Genomic DNA, 13,899 nt, shown 5'->3' on the forward strand with positions numbered 1-13,899 from the left:
AGCGTCACACCTTTTTGTCCGCGGACGAGGTGCAGGGAGGACCACCCATGACCGCGCCAACGATCACCGAGCAGCCGAGCACCACGGCGAAGGCCAGCACCAAGCTTGACCCCCGCGCGCTCACCGACAGCGCCGCCGACCTGCTCAACGCCATGGCGGCCCTGCCCGCCAACCACCCGTCGCGCGCCGCACTGCGGGACCGCGCCATCGAGGCCTGGCTGCCGCTGGCCAACCACCTGGCCCACCGCTACAGCGGCCGCGGCGAGCCGACCGACGACCTGGCCCAGACCGCCGCGGTCGGCCTGATCAAGGCCATCGACAAGTTCGACCCGTCCCGCGGTGTCGACTTCGCCGGGTACGCGATCCCCACCATCATCGGCGAGCTCAAGCGGCACTTCCGGGACCGCACCTGGGACATCCGGGTGCCCCGCCGGCTCCAGGAGCTGCGGCTGGCCATCTCCGACGCCAACAGCTCGCTGCTGCAGACCCTCGGCCGCTCGCCGACGGTCGCCGACATCGCCGCCCACCTCAAGCTCACCGAGGAAGAGGTCCTGGAGGGCCTGGAGGGCGCCCGCGCCTACAACGCGGTGTCGCTGTCCACCCCGACCGGTGACGGCGAGCGCGCCACCGAGCTGGGTGACATGCTCGGCGGCGAGGACAACGAGTTCGAGCTGGCGGAGCTGCGGGTCGCTCTCGGCCCGGCGCTGGCCACCCTCGACGAGCGCGAGCAGAAGATCCTCACGCTGCGCTTCTACGGCAACCTGACCCAGTCGCAGATCGCCGACCAGATCGGTGTCTCGCAGATGCACGTCTCCCGGCTGTTGACCCGCGCGCTGACCAAGCTGCGCGGCCAGCTCGACGGCACGTACTGAGGTAGCGACGACGGTGGGCCGGGTCGACAGACCCGGCCCACCGTCGTACCCGGAGGCACCCGCGCCGGTGCGAGACTGGGCCGTGCTCTCCGACGTAACCCTGGACCTGCCGGTACGCCCGGTGCTGCCGGCGCTTGTCGCGGCACTCGACGCGGCCGGGGCCGGCGTCCTGGTCGCTCCGCCGGGCACCGGCAAGACCACCCTCGCGCCACTGGCCGTGGCCGACCGGGTGAGCGGTCGGGTGGTGATCGCGCAACCCCGTCGGGTGGCCGCGCGCGCCGCCGCCCGACGGATGGCCGAGTTGCTCGGTGAACGGGTCGGCGACCGCGTCGGCTACGCGGTGCGCGGCGAGCGTCGGGTCAGCTCCGCGACGCGGGTGGAGGTGGTCACCACCGGCCTGCTGGTCCGCCGGCTGCACCACGACCCGGAGCTGTCCGGCACGGGCGCGGTGCTGCTCGACGAGTGCCACGAGCGGCAACTCGACGCCGACCTGGCGCTGGCCTTCACGGTGGAGGCGCGGGCCGCGCTGCGGCCGGATCTGTGGCTGCTGGCGATGTCCGCCACCCCGGACACCGACCGCTTCGCCGCGCTGCTCGGCGGGTCCGCCCCGGCCCCGGTGGTACGGGCCGACTCGGCACTGCACCCGGTCGAGCGGATCTGGGCCCCGCCGGCGCGCCCGATCGTCACCTCCGGTGCCGGGCCGGTGGATCGGGCACTGCTCGACCACGTGGCCGCGACCGTCCGGCGGGCGCTGCGCGAACGCGCCGGTGACGTGCTGGTCTTCCTGCCCGGCGCCGGCGAGATCGCGGCGGTCAGCGGGCGGCTGGCCGACCTGCGGGACACCGTCGCCCTGTTGCCGCTGCACGGCCGGCAGCGGGGCGCCGAGCAGGACGCGGCCCTGCGTCCCGCCGACCGACGCCGGGTCGTGCTGGCCACCGCGCTGGCCGAGACCAGCCTGACCGTGCCGGGCGTACGGGTGGTGGTGGACGCCGGGCTGTCCCGTGTGCCCCGCATCGACCTGGCCCGTGGGCTGGGCGCGCTGGTCACCGTGCCGGTCTCCCGAGCCGCCGCCACCCAGCGGGCCGGCCGGGCCGGTCGGGAGGCCCCCGGGTACGTCTACCGCTGCTGGTCCGCGGCGACCCACGAACGGTTGCCCGCCCGCGCCGAGCCGGAGATCGCCACCGCCGACCTGACCGGCTTCGCACTGGAGCTGGCCGCCTGGGGCCGGCCGGACGGCGTCGGGCTCGCGCTGCCCGACGCGCCACCGGCTGCCGCGCTGACGGTGGCCCGGGACACCCTGCTCACCCTGGGCGCGGTCGACGTCGACGGTCGGATCACCGCGCGGGGGCGGGCGATCGCCGCCGCCGGCGCGCACCCACGGCTGGCCCGGGCGCTGCTCGACGGCGCCGGTCGGGTCGGCGCGGACCGGGCGGCCGAGGTGGTCGCCCTGCTCGCCGAGGAGGGCGCGGCCGGCCCCGGCGACGACCTGGTCGCCGGTTGGCGTCGGCTGCGCGCCGGCGTCGACGCGGGGGCGACCGCCCGCTGGCGCACCGAGGTACGCCGGTTGCGGGCCGCGTTACCCACCGGCTCCCCGACCGATGGCCGCGCCGCCCCCGGCTCGGGTGGGCTGAGCGACGATCTCGCCGCCGGTCTCCTCGTCGGTCTGGCGTACCCGGAGCGGTTGGCCCGGGTGCGGCGGCCGGGCGGATCGTCGTACCTGATGACCGGCGGGACCGCCGCGGAGCTGACGGCCGGGTCGGGGCTGGCCGGGTCCGACTGGCTGGCGGTGGCCGTCGCGGACCGCAACCCCGGCGCGCCGTCGGCCCGGATCCGCCGGGCCTCGCCGGTGGACGAGGCGACGGCCCGGGAGGCGGCCGGCCCGCTGCTCCGGACGAGTCGCGAGGTGGGCTGGTCCGACGGCGACGTGGTGGCCCGGGAGGTGACCCGACTGGGCGCGATCGAGCTGCTCCAGCGGCGGCTGGACCGGCCGGAGCGGGCGGAGGTGGCGGCGGCCGTGTTGACCGGTCTTCGCCAGGAGGGGCTGGGGCTGCTGACCTGGACGCCGGCGGCGCGGGCGCTGCGGGAGCGCCTCGGGTTCCTCCGGCACCACCTGGGCGACCCGTGGCCGGAGGTCAGCGACGAGGCGTTGCTCGACGCCGCCGCGACCTGGCTGGGTCCCGAGCTGGCCGGGGCTCGCCGTCGGGCCGACCTGGCCCGGGTGGACGTGCCGTCGGCACTGCGCCGGTTACTGCCCTGGGCGCAGGCCGCCCGCCTGGACGAGCTGGCCCCGGAGCGGATCGAGGTGCCGAGCGGATCCCGGGTACGGGTGGACTACACCGATCCGGCCGCGCCGGTGCTCGCCGTGAAGCTCCAGGAGACGTTCGGCTGGTCGGCGGCCCCCCGCATCGGTGCCGGGCGGACACCGGTGCTGCTGCACCTGCTCTCCCCCGCCGGCCGGCCGGTGGCGGTCACCGCCGACCTGGACTCGTTCTGGCGTACCGGCTACCCGCAGGTGCGCGCCGAGTTGCGCGGGCGCTATCCCCGGCATCCGTGGCCGGAGGATCCTCGGACGGCGACCCCCACCCGGCGCGCCGCGCCACGCCGACGCTGAGCGCCGGCGCTACTCCTCTAGGACGTCGGCCACCACGACACTCACGTTGTCCGGTGCGCCGGCGTGCAGTGCCAGATCGATCAGCTTGCCCGTGCAGGCGGTCCGATCGGGATAGTCCCTGAGCACCTCGGTGAGGGTGTCCGGGCGGACGACGTTGGAGAGGCCGTCGCTGCACAGCAGCCAGCGGTCGCCGACCCGGGGCACCATGGTCGAGTACGACGGGTTGACCTCCTCACCCTGGAGCGCCTGGGTGACGACGGCGCGGCGCGGATGGCTGCTGGCCTGGTCCGCGGTGATCACGCCCTGGTCCACCAGCATCTGGACGAACGTGTCGTCCCGGGTGACCTGCTTGAGCACGCCCTCGCGGAACAGGTAGGCCCGGGAGTCGCCGACGTGCGCGAGGGCCAGGCAACTGCCGGTCCGGGCGAACAGCAGGGCGGTGAGTGTGGTGCCCATGCCCTGGCGCTCGGGATCCTCGGCGACCGCCTGCCGGATCCGGGAGGTGGCCAGCGCGATGCCACCTTCGAGCGCGGCCACCAGGGCGTCCTCGGGGGTTTCCAGGTCCAGCGGAGCCAGCGCGTCGATGGTGAGGGCGCTGGCCAGGTCGCCGGCGGCCATCCCGCCCATGCCGTCGGCGACGGCGACGAGCCAGTTCCCGGCGTGCAGGGCGTCCTGGTTTCCGCTGCGGATCAGCCCACGGTCGCTCGTTCCCACGGAACGCAGCTTCAGGGTCATGGGAGGCAGCCTGCCAGGCGAAGGGCGCAGTTGTCTCTAGGAGATCAGGACGACGGCGCGTGGCGCGGCCAATCTCACGTCCACACGCCGGTGTCCCGGGCCGAGCCGGGCGCGGCGGTCGCCCTCGTCGCGCGCCAGAACCCATCCAGTCAGATCAATTGACACGCGGTGCCGCCGCTGGAAACATCGAGCCGTTACCTGGGAGCGCTCCCAGGTTTTCGGTCACCACCACCGTCCCCCACCCGTCCGGAAGGACTCCCCGTGACGAGATCCCGACGCCGCCTCCTGTTGGCCGCGGCGACCACCCTGGCCCTCACCGGCGCGGGCGCCGGCGCGGCCCACGCCGCGCCACCGCCGGATGCCCCCGAGCAGATCGACAACGGCGACTTCAGCGAGGGGGTGAGCCCCTGGTTCTCGTTCGGCACCGGCGCACTCGCGGTCACCGACTGGCAGCTCTGCACCACCGTGGCGGGCGGGCTGGCCAACCCCTGGGACGCCGGCATCGGCCAGGACGGGGTGCCGCTGATCGCGGGCGCCGAATACACCCTCGGCTTCGCCGTCTCCGCCACCCCCGGCGCCGCCGTCAAGGCCGTGCTGCAACTGGGCAGTGCCCCGTACACGACGTACGCGGCCGTCGACGCCACCGCGACCGGCACCCTCCAGCGGGTCGAGCAGACCTTCACCGTCCCGGACGACAATTCCAACGCCCAACTGATCTTCCAGGTCGGCGGCTCCGCCCAGACGCAGACCATCTGCCTCGACGACGTCTCGCTGCGCGGCGGCGAACCGCCCGAGCCGTACGTTCCGGACACCGGGCCGCGGGTGCGCGTCAACCAGGTCGGCTACCTGCCCGGCGGGCCGAAGAACGCCACAGTCGTCACCGAGTCCACCAGCGCGCTGCCGTGGCAGCTGCGCAGCGCTGCCGGTGCCGTCGTGGCCAGTGGCACCACCACCGCACGCGGTGTCGACGCCGCCTCCGGCCAGAACGTGCAGACCGTCGACTTCTCCAGCTACCGCACCCCCGGCAGCGGACTGACCCTCACCGTCGACGGCGAGACCAGTCACCCGTTCGACATCTCCGGCGCCGTCTACGACCAACTGCGCTCCGACTCGCTGCAGTTCTTCTACGCCCAGCGCAGCGGCATCGCGATCGACGGCGACCTGATCGGCGACGAGTACGCCCGCCCCGCCGGACACCTCGACGTGGCACCCAACAAGGGCGACACCAACGTGCCCTGCCAGCCGGGCGTCTGCGACTACTCGCTGGACGTGCGCGGCGGCTGGTACGACGCCGGCGACCACGGCAAGTACGTGGTCAACGGCGGCATCGCCACCTACCAACTGTTGAACACCTTCGAGCGCACCAAGACCGCGGCGACCGCCGACGGCGGCGCCGAACTCGCCGACAGCACGCTGCGGGTGCCGGAACGCGACAACGGTGTGCCGGACATCCTCGACGAGGCCCGCTGGGAGCTGGAGTTCCTGCTGCGCATGCAGGTACCAGCCGGCAAGCCACTGGCCGGGATGGTCCACCACAAGATCCACGACCAGAACTGGACCGGGCTGCCGCTCGCGCCGCAGGACGACCCACAACCGCGTGAGCTGCACCCGCCGTCGACCGCGGCCACCCTCAACCTGGCCGCCACCGCCGCCCAGTGCGCGCGACTGTTCGCCCCCTACGACGCGGCGTTCGCCGCCCGCTGCGGCACCGCCGCGACCACGGCCTACGCCGCGGCCAAGGCCCACCCCGCGGTGTACGCCAGCCCGACCGACGGCACCGGTGGCGGCGCGTACGACGACAGCAACGTCACCGACGAGTTCTACTGGGCGGCGTCCGAGCTGTACCTCAGCACCGGCGCGGCGACCTACCTGACCGACCTGACCGCGTCGCCGCACCACACCGGAGACGTGTTCGAGGCGCGGGGCTTCGGCTGGCAGAGCGTGGCCGCGCTGGGCCGCCTCGACCTGGCCACCGTGCCGAACGGGCTGCCCGCCGCCGACCTCACCCGGGTCCGCGCCTCGGTCACCACCGCGGCCGACGCGTACCTCGCAGAGCTGCGCCGGCAGGCGTACGGGCTGCCGATGCCCGGTGACGCCGCCAGCTACTTCTGGGGCGGCAACAGCAACGTCATCAACAACGCCGTCGTGCTGGCCACCGCGTTCGACCTGACCCGGAACCCCGCCTACCGCGACGGGGCCGTGCAGGCGATGGACTACATCTTCGGCCGCAACGCCCTGAACATCTCCTACGTCACCGGGTGGGGCGAGCACGCCGCGCAGAACCAGCACAGTCGGATCTTCGGCCACCAGCTCGACCCGAACCTGCCCCGACCGCCGGCCGGCTCCATCGCCGGTGGACCGAACGCCGCCCTGCAGGATCCGTTCGTGGCACAGCTGCTCGCCGGCTGCAAGCCGATGTTCTGCTACGTCGACGACATCAACTCGTACTCGACGAACGAGGTGGCGATCAACTGGAACTCGGCGCTGACCTGGATCGCCTCGTTCCTGGCCGACCAGGGTGACGCCGGCGCGGTGCCGGCCAGCACCTGCTCGGTGAGCTACAGCAACTACGGCACCTGGCAGGGCGGCACCGGGTTCACCGCGCAGCTGACCATCCGCAACACCGGTGCCACGGCCGTCAACGGCTGGAACGTGCGCTTCGCGTTCACCGGCGGCCAGCGGGTACGCGAGGCGTGGTTGGCGAAGGTCACCCAGTCGGGTGCGACGGTGACCGCGAAGAACGAGTCACACAACGCCAAGATCAATCCCGGCGGCACCGTGACGTTCGGCTTCAACGCGACGACCTCCGGCGGCGCCAACCCGAACCCGGGCCTGGTCACCGTCAACGGGAATCCCTGCTCGCTGTCCTGAGCACGCACGCCTGGTGGCCGCCCTCCCCCCCGGGCGGCCACCAGCTCCGCTGGACCCGGGTACCTACCATCGCGAGCATGGATGGACGAGTGTGGATCCCGGTCGGGGTGGCCGCCCTGCTGCTCGCCGTACTCCTGGTGGCCGCGCTGCTGGTCGGGGCGCGACGCAGTCGTCGCGCCCCGGCCGGAGCCGACGAGACGATGCGTCGGGCGCGCCAGGCGATCGCGGCGAGCGGGCACCGTCAGCGCCGCCAACGCCGGGGCACCATGCGCGGCAAGGGCTACGGCGGCAACGACAGCCAGGCCTACAACAGTGGTCACGCCAGCGACTCCGGCGGCGGGCCCTGACCGCCCGCCTCGATCGTCGACGTGGCGGGCGGCGACCCGGACCCCGGCCGGGGTTCGGGCCGTCTCAGCGTGCGCCCGGGCCCGCGTCTCACGCCCGGTGCCTACCTGCCCTCGGAGGTGGAGCCGTGCCCATGGATGACGGACCCGTGACGCCAGCGCTCCTGATCTGGACCGCACAACGGGTGATCAACCAGCATCGCAAGCCGCCGAGCCGCTGCGCGCAGTGCCAGGACGACGGGTGCGAGATGTTGACGTGGGCGCGCAACGCGCTCAAGGTCGGCAGGCACGAATAGCCTCCCCACGCGCGGGTCGCCGAAGTTGTCGTACACCTGTTCTATTCTCGGTGGGTGTTCGAGGAGTTGGCGCAGGCGGAGGCGGCGGTCGCCGCCTGCGCCGACGCGCCGGCCTGGGCTCTCACCGAGCCCGACCTCGTCGCGGCTCTCGACGCCGCGCACCGGCTTGAGAGCCGTCTGGCGGCCGTGCGACTGACCCTGGTGCGTGAGCTGGACGGCCGAGGCACGGCGGTGGCGCAGGGCGCGTCCTCGACGGCGGTCTGGCTGCGCGACCGGCTACGGCTCACGGTCCCCGCCGCCCGCCGACTTGTCGACCTCGCCGGCGCGCTGGACACCGGCCCACCGGGGGTGCGCGCAGCTCTGGCCAGTGGGGCCATCAGTGTGGAGCAGGCCCGGGTCATCGGCGCGACGGTCGGCGACGTGCACGCCGCCGCCGGCGCCGAGGCCGCCGACAAGGCGGTCGATGTGCTGGTCGAGTGGGCCGGGCAGTTCGAGCCGACCCTGCTGCGCAAACTCGGCACCCGGATCCTCGACCACGTCGCCCCGGACATTGCCGACACCGCCGCCGAGGCCGCGCTACGGGCATCGGAGTCACGCGCCGCCCGCGACCGACACGTCATCGTCAGCGAGCAGCCCGACGGCCGGCTCCGCCTCACCGGCATCCTCAACCCCGAAGCCGCAGCCGCGTTCCGCGCCGCCATCGACCCACTGACCACACCCACCGGCCCCGACGACACCCGCACCCCGGGCCAGCGCCGCCACGACGCCCTCGCCGACGTGTGCCGGCTCGCCCTGCGCACCGGCGAGCTACCCGAGAACGGCGGCGACCCCGTCCAGGTCGTCGTCACCACCAGCTACGACGGGTTGACCCAGCAGTTGGGCAGCGGCGCTCTCGACATCGGCCAGCAGATCAGCGCCGAGACGGTGCGCGGGCTCGCCTGCGACGCCGCCATCCTGCCCGCCGTCCTCAACAGCACCGGTCAGGTCCTCGACGTCGGCCGGCAACGCCGCCTCATCACCGGCCCGCTCCGCCGCGCCCTGGTGCTGCGCGACCGGGGCTGCGCCTTCCCCGGCTGCGACCGCCCGCCCCGCTGGTGCGACGGCCACCACATCCGACACTGGGCCGACGGCGGTCCGACCAGCCTCGACAACGCCGTCCTACTCTGCGGCCACCACCACCGACATCTCCACCACAGCGAGTGGGTCGTGCGGCTCGGCGGCGACGGGCATCCGGAGTTCATCCCACCCGCCTGGCTCGACCCCGAACAGGTCCCCCGCCGAAACCACTACCACCGGCGGACGTGATCGCCCGCGCCGATCCGAATCGGGCGAACGCAGTGCGGCCGACGAACACGCCAGGCCCAGAGGCCGGCTGAGAGCGATGGGCACGACGCGTCGCAAGATACCGGGCACCCCCGATAGGTCCATGAATGCCCCCGACGTACGGGGTGAGACCGAGGATGCCTGGCGTCAGCGGTTCGACCTACACGGACCAAGGTGTTCTCCCAGCGGGTAACAGTGACCTGGCTGGTTCAGAACGGCGGGGTGGGGTCGAACGTGGATGGCTTGCGACGCAGGAACGGTAACCAACGCTTCAAGCCCCTGTACTTGGCCGGATGGAAGATTACACGCTCGGGTGGATCTCCCAACGTCCGCGTCCAGCGAAGACCTGCGACATCAGTGAACTCGACCGTGACCAAGGCTTCTCGCGGATCATACGAGCCGTAGTCGAGAGCCAACGGTGGATCACACTGCACGACCCCCGAGGCTTGCCCCTCGATTACCTCGCCCCACCTTTCTTCCGTCCACCCATCGATCGAGACGACGGCATCGAAGATCGGCGCTTGGCTGTGGTTCTTGACCCGCCAGTGCACCCCGACCATCGTGCCGACGGGATAGCCAGTTTCCTTATCGGTGCCGGCCATCTCTAGGCCAGCGATCTGAGCGACGACCAACCGCGCCTGCGCTGCCTCGCTGTCGCGCTGCTCATCACGACGTACACGGATCTCGTGGCGGAATAGCAGGCCGGTGAAAATCACGGCTGCGGTCGACATCACCAGACCGGCGAGGCTCCCCCACGCCTGCATCCAGTCGGTGATCTTCGGAGCCTCAGCAGCAAGCACCCGGCCAGGGTAGGGCCATCTGTCCACTCTGGCCTTCGTCCGCCATCCTGACGAGGTGACCACTCCCCTGCAGCCTGCCACCTCGACCCGGTCCCTCGCCCGAGACGTCTTGGTCAACGTCCTGGCCAACCTCATAGCTGCCGCGATCGTCTACGTCTTGGCAGTTCTTGGCGGCTACCTGAAGTCGAACCCGCTTATCCTTGGGCTGGCATTCGCAGTCCTGGCGCTTGCGGGCATACCCGCCGTGTTGTACATGACCCTCTGGTCCGACCGACGCCACACGAGAATTGGCGACTATTTGACCTTTGCAGTCATTGCATGCCTGGTGGCCGCAATCGCCATGTGGAAGATTGGCACAATGCCTTAGCAATGGTTCACACGCTCGACAGGCGCTGACATGGCAGTCCCGCCAGATGAAGACGACGTCTCAGACCAGATGGGAAGGTATTAGGAATGGTCAGGACTCCTCTTACGTGGGCTGGACAACGGTCCAACTGGCCACGGAGGACAGCCATGGCCGAATCGACCAAGCCCGCTGCCACCACCGCCAAGGCGACCGAGGACCGATGATCACCCGATGGCCCACACAGACACGCTCAACGACTGACCCGTGCGGGGATAGAGGCCGATATGACTTAGGCCGTTACGCGCGAACTGGACCGCCTCGGTTGCACACCCGCCGGGGCGGTTCGCCGTTGGATGACAATCCCGGCCCTCATGACGTACAGCTCGCGCCTGGCCGTAGCCAGCCACTTCGCGTCGAGTACGTACCCGATTATCCACATCCAGCCGTTGTACGGGTCGACCTCGCCGACCAGCACCAGCCGGACCCGTAGCGCTCGGTCGCCGGTGAACTGCGGCGAGCAGGCAGCGCCGATCAGCACGACGTCTCCGGCCTTCACGCTAGCCACCGGAGGAACCTGCGGCACACGGCGTCGGCGGGAGCCCAGGACATGCCCTGCGTTGCTGCCACCAGGTGCGGCCCCAGGTAGATCCGGAGGACTACCGACGACGGGGCGTACTCCCCGAACAGCTCCCCGCGGCGCGTGGCACAGGGCCAGGGCCGGTCGCATCCCTCGCACAGCCACAGCGGGAGGACCGGCCCGTGCGCGGTCATCGGTTCTCACCCGGCCAGTGGCCCCGGTTGATCGGGACCTTGTGTCTCGTCCGGCAGGGCAGCTCGTTCCCGCACTTGCAGACGTTCCGCCACTTGACCCACGACCACACCGGCTGATGCCTGCGAGCCAGGGTCATGGCTACTGCCGCCAAGTATTCGCCGTAGGGCACGTGTCGGGTCATGCGTCCACGGTCGTCGCCCCGGTCGGATTAGTCAACTGGCAATATCCGAAAGGAAAGGGCGAGTCGCTTTACGTTCGGGCTATGGACCGAGGGCCAGGGCAGCTCATGGGGCCGTACGAAATCGCCGAGCGCCTGGGCGTCTCGCGGCAGCGGTTCCAGCAGCTCGCCCGGTACCCCACCTTCCCGAAGCCGTACCAGGAGCTACGGGGAACGAAGGTCTGGCTGGCCGAGGACGTCGAGGCGTGGATCAAGAAGTACCGCCAACCGCGCCCAACCGAGGACGACACCCCGGACTGACCGGGCAGGACGTAGCCCGCCCGGCCACCCGTCACACGGCTACCCACGCCATCAGCGGACCAGCCGCGGCGACGGGTTCGATGCTGGACAGTCCCACGTGCCACATGACACCTCGGGAGCGCTGGGGCAACGGATGCGCCCGTAGGCGGGCTGTGACGGGCGCCGCAGCGCTCGGGGCATCGACACCCACGCGTCGGATCTAGGGTCGGACGTGTGGGCATCCGGGCGGGGATTCGGGGCCGCTGGCGGTCGCTGTCGCCGCTGCCGCCGCCGGGCCGGCTGCGTACCCTGTCGCTGGCCACGCTCGCCAACACCGTCGGGACCGGGCTGTGGGTGACCGGCTCGGCGCTCTAACGGTGATCTACACCCTGGGCGACCTGTGGCATGCCGGGGCCGGGGCGGCGCTGGCCTACGACCTCGCCGCCCCGGACGCCGTTGGGGCCTACCAGGGGGTCGACACCCTGCTCGCCGGGCTGGCCCGCGCGGCGGGGCCGGCGGTGCTGACCTGGCTGATCCTCGGCGGTGGTCCGCTCGGCTGGCTGGCCCTGGCCGGGCTCCTCGCCGGCACCGGCCTGGCCGTGCCACCGCTGACCCGGTGGGCCCTGACCAACCGCAGCGGTCAGCCGATCTCCTCGTCGACGTAGCACCAGCGCCAGGTCTCGCCCGGCTGCACCGACCGGATCACCGGGTGGGCGGAGGACTCGAAGTGCTTCGTCGCGTGCTGGTACGGCGACGAGTCGCAGCAGCCGACGTGCCCGCAGCTCAGGCAGGCCCGCAGGTGCACCCAGTCGGCGTTGCCGATGGCGACGCAGTCCGGGCACTCCTCGGTGGTGCGTGGCTCCACCGCGTCCGCCTCGGCCAGATGCTGGCAGCTCACTTCTCGACCTCCCGCAGCAACGACTCTTCCAGGTCCAGGTCACGATAGGCCCGCACCAGCACCTCCTCGGGGATCCGGCCGGAGTCCCGGGCAGCCCGGAAGACATCCCGCTCGGCGTCGATCATCTTCTGTCGTAGCCGACCGTACGCCTGCGACGGCGTTTCCCGCTCGGCGCCTCCGAGCCGCTCCCAGGCCAGGTTGTTGCGATCTTCCAGCGCGCGGCGCAACCGGTCGACCACCGCGTCGGGGGCGCTGTCGGCCAGCTCGTCGAGGCGATCCTGGGCGGCACGGCTGGCCTGTTGCTGCACCCCGGCAGCCGACAACGCGTCCTGCACCGGGTCGTCCTGGGGCAGCTTCAACCGGCGGGCGACCAGCGGCAGGGTGGCGCCCTGGCCGACCAGGGTGACCACGATCACCGCGAAGGCCAACCAGATGAACAGTGCCCGGGGGTACGGCTCGTCGCCGGCCAGGGTCAGCGGCAGGGCCAACGCGGCGGCAAGCGTCACCACGCCCCGCATGCCGGCCCAGCCGATGACGATCGGGAACCGGGGTGACGGGGCCGAGTCCCGGCGGCGGACCCGGGGGACCAGCCGGGCCAGGTAGGTGGCCGGGAAGAGCCAGACGAAGCGGGTCAGGACGACCGTGGCGAGCACCGCGACGGTGATCAGCGCGAGCGACCCGGCCGGCTCGTCGAGGTCGCGAAGCACCTCCCGCAGTTGCAGGCCGACCAGGAGGAAGACCAGCCCTTCCAGCAGGAACTGGACCAGCCGCCAGAACGCGGCGGTCTGCAACCGGGAGGCCGCCGAGAGCAGTTGGGACAGCTTGTGGCCGAGCGCCAGCCCGGTGACCACCACGGCGACCACGCCGGAGGAGTGCACCGCCTCGGCGGCGAACACCACCGCGAACGGAATGATCAACGAGAGAGCGTTGTCCAGCAGGGGGTCGGTGATCCGCCGGTGCAGGAAGCCGAAGACCACCGCGCCGAGCGCGCCGATCAGGATGCCGCCGCCGGTGGCCCGCAGCACCTCGATGGTGACGTCGGCGGCGCCGACCGCCGAGCCGGCGGTGGCCATCGTGGCGACCCGCAGCAGCACCAGCGCGGTGGCGTCGTTGACCAGGCTCTCCCCCTCCAGGATGGTGACCACCCGGCGGGGCAGCCCGACCCGGCGCGCGACCGCGGTGGCGGCCACCGCGTCCGGCGGGGCGACCACCGCGCCGAGCGCCAGGCAGATCGCGAACGGCACCTGCGGCAGCAGCAGGTGCAGCACGAACCCGACCACGAACGCGGTGAACAACACGAGGCCGACCGCGAGCAACAGGATCGGCCGGATGTTGTTCTTGAACGCCGGCACCGAGGTCTCCAGCGCCGCGACGTACAGCAGCGGCGGCAGGATGCCGACGAGCACCAGCTCCGGGTCCAGTTCGACGTGCGGGACGCCGGGCACGAAGGAGAGCGCCAGGCCGAGCACGACCAGCACGATCGGCGCGAGCAGGCCGAGCCGGCGGGCCAGCGCGGCGCCGAAGGTGGCGATCGCCAGGAAGACGACGACCGGAAACAGGCTTTCCATGGGGTA

The 13,899-nt window shown here is 72.1% G+C and carries 15 protein-coding genes; 10 read left to right on the plus strand and 5 right to left on the minus strand.

Annotated features, from left to right (window positions below):
- Nucleotides 1–47: 47 nt before the first annotated feature.
- Both AB0A90_RS12180 and hrpB read left to right on the plus strand, forming a co-directional pair.
- On the plus strand, nt 48–872 hold the full coding sequence (locus tag AB0A90_RS12180) for a SigB/SigF/SigG family RNA polymerase sigma factor (protein ID WP_357245517.1): 825 nt from the start codon (nt 48–50) through the stop codon (nt 870–872).
- 82 nt (nt 873–954) lie between these two features.
- A complete protein-coding gene (hrpB, locus tag AB0A90_RS12185; RefSeq protein ID WP_357245520.1) occupies nt 955–3,483 on the plus strand; it encodes an ATP-dependent helicase HrpB in 2,529 nt (842 codons plus the stop codon).
- Between the two features lie 9 nt (nt 3,484–3,492).
- Here the strand turns inward: hrpB and AB0A90_RS12190 are convergent, their stop codons facing one another.
- A complete protein-coding gene (locus AB0A90_RS12190; RefSeq protein ID WP_357245523.1) occupies nt 3,493–4,218 on the minus strand; it encodes a protein phosphatase 2C domain-containing protein in 726 nt (241 codons plus the stop codon).
- Between the two features lie 261 nt (nt 4,219–4,479).
- Between AB0A90_RS12190 and AB0A90_RS12195 the strand changes: the two genes are divergently transcribed.
- The 4 genes from AB0A90_RS12195 (at nt 4,480) to AB0A90_RS12210 (ending at nt 9,034) form a co-directional block, all read left to right on the plus strand.
- Nucleotides 4,480–7,089 carry a glycoside hydrolase family 9 protein gene (locus AB0A90_RS12195; RefSeq protein WP_357245526.1) on the plus strand — a complete coding sequence of 870 codons (2,610 nt, stop codon included), beginning with the start codon at nt 4,480–4,482 and terminating at the stop codon, nt 7,087–7,089.
- 77 nt (nt 7,090–7,166) lie between these two features.
- Entirely contained in the window at nt 7,167–7,436 is a 270-nt protein-coding gene (locus tag AB0A90_RS12200) for a hypothetical protein (protein WP_357245529.1), read from the plus strand.
- A 131-nt stretch (nt 7,437–7,567) separates the two neighbouring features.
- Nucleotides 7,568–7,729: a hypothetical protein gene (locus tag AB0A90_RS12205; RefSeq protein WP_357245532.1), complete on the plus strand. Its 162-nt coding sequence runs from the start codon at nt 7,568–7,570 to the stop codon at nt 7,727–7,729.
- Nucleotides 7,730–7,783: 54 nt separating this feature from the next.
- Nucleotides 7,784–9,034, plus strand: coding sequence for a DUF222 domain-containing protein (locus AB0A90_RS12210; protein ID WP_357245536.1), 1,251 nt, complete (start codon nt 7,784–7,786; stop codon nt 9,032–9,034).
- A gap of 227 nt (nt 9,035–9,261) precedes the next feature.
- Here the strand turns inward: AB0A90_RS12210 and AB0A90_RS12215 are convergent, their stop codons facing one another.
- Nucleotides 9,262–9,852, minus strand: a complete 591-nt coding sequence (locus tag AB0A90_RS12215) for a hypothetical protein (RefSeq protein ID WP_357245539.1) — start codon at nt 9,850–9,852, stop codon at nt 9,262–9,264.
- Nucleotides 9,853–9,907: 55 nt separating this feature from the next.
- On the opposite strand from AB0A90_RS12215, the gene AB0A90_RS12220 reads away from it, so the two are divergent.
- A complete protein-coding gene (locus tag AB0A90_RS12220; protein ID WP_357245542.1) occupies nt 9,908–10,219 on the plus strand; it encodes a hypothetical protein in 312 nt (103 codons plus the stop codon).
- A gap of 268 nt (nt 10,220–10,487) precedes the next feature.
- Here AB0A90_RS12220 and AB0A90_RS12225 read toward each other — a convergent pair whose 3' ends face one another.
- Nucleotides 10,488–10,763: a hypothetical protein gene (locus AB0A90_RS12225; RefSeq protein WP_357245544.1), complete on the minus strand. Its 276-nt coding sequence runs from the start codon at nt 10,761–10,763 to the stop codon at nt 10,488–10,490.
- A 469-nt stretch (nt 10,764–11,232) separates the two neighbouring features.
- Here AB0A90_RS12225 and AB0A90_RS12230 point away from each other — a divergent pair, with 469 nt between their 5' ends.
- From AB0A90_RS12230 to AB0A90_RS12240, 3 genes are all read left to right on the plus strand, one after another.
- A complete protein-coding gene (locus AB0A90_RS12230; protein WP_334509531.1) occupies nt 11,233–11,448 on the plus strand; it encodes a hypothetical protein in 216 nt (71 codons plus the stop codon).
- Nucleotides 11,449–11,661: 213 nt separating this feature from the next.
- A complete protein-coding gene (locus AB0A90_RS12235; RefSeq protein ID WP_357245548.1) occupies nt 11,662–11,802 on the plus strand; it encodes a hypothetical protein in 141 nt (46 codons plus the stop codon).
- Between the two features lie 2 nt (nt 11,803–11,804).
- Nucleotides 11,805–12,092, plus strand: a complete 288-nt coding sequence (locus AB0A90_RS12240) for a hypothetical protein (protein ID WP_357245550.1) — start codon at nt 11,805–11,807, stop codon at nt 12,090–12,092.
- Here the strand turns inward: AB0A90_RS12240 and AB0A90_RS12245 are convergent.
- Together AB0A90_RS12245 and AB0A90_RS12250 are read right to left on the minus strand one after the other, a co-directional pair.
- Nucleotides 12,068–12,325, minus strand: a complete 258-nt coding sequence (locus tag AB0A90_RS12245; RefSeq protein WP_357245553.1) for a UBP-type zinc finger domain-containing protein — start codon at nt 12,323–12,325, stop codon at nt 12,068–12,070. The two genes, AB0A90_RS12240 and AB0A90_RS12245, sit on opposite strands and share 25 nt — an antisense overlap.
- Nucleotides 12,322–13,893 (minus strand): Na+/H+ antiporter, encoded by a 1,572-nt coding sequence (locus AB0A90_RS12250; protein ID WP_357245555.1) that lies wholly within the window; start codon nt 13,891–13,893, stop codon nt 12,322–12,324. The genes AB0A90_RS12245 and AB0A90_RS12250 overlap by 4 nt, the downstream gene beginning before the upstream one ends.
- Nucleotides 13,894–13,899 lie beyond the last annotated feature (6 nt).

It is taken from the genome of Micromonospora sp. NPDC049204, assembly GCF_040647935.1.
GTDB lineage: Bacteria > Actinomycetota > Actinomycetes > Mycobacteriales > Micromonosporaceae > Micromonospora.

What these genes read in the sequence shown, in the direction of transcription:
- AB0A90_RS12180 (WP_357245517.1), top strand. Translation starts at nt 48, where the DNA reads ATGACCGCGCCAACGATCACCGAGCAGCCGAGCACCACGGCGAAGGCC.
- AB0A90_RS12190 (WP_357245523.1), bottom strand. Translation starts at nt 4,218, where the DNA reads ATGACCCTGAAGCTGCGTTCCGTGGGAACGAGCGACCGTGGGCTGATC.
- AB0A90_RS12200 (WP_357245529.1), top strand. Translation starts at nt 7,167, where the DNA reads ATGGATGGACGAGTGTGGATCCCGGTCGGGGTGGCCGCCCTGCTGCTC.
- AB0A90_RS12205 (WP_357245532.1), top strand. Translation starts at nt 7,568, where the DNA reads ATGGATGACGGACCCGTGACGCCAGCGCTCCTGATCTGGACCGCACAA.
- AB0A90_RS12230 (WP_334509531.1), top strand. Translation starts at nt 11,233, where the DNA reads ATGGACCGAGGGCCAGGGCAGCTCATGGGGCCGTACGAAATCGCCGAG.
- AB0A90_RS12250 (WP_357245555.1), bottom strand. Translation starts at nt 13,893, where the DNA reads ATGGAAAGCCTGTTTCCGGTCGTCGTCTTCCTGGCGATCGCCACCTTC.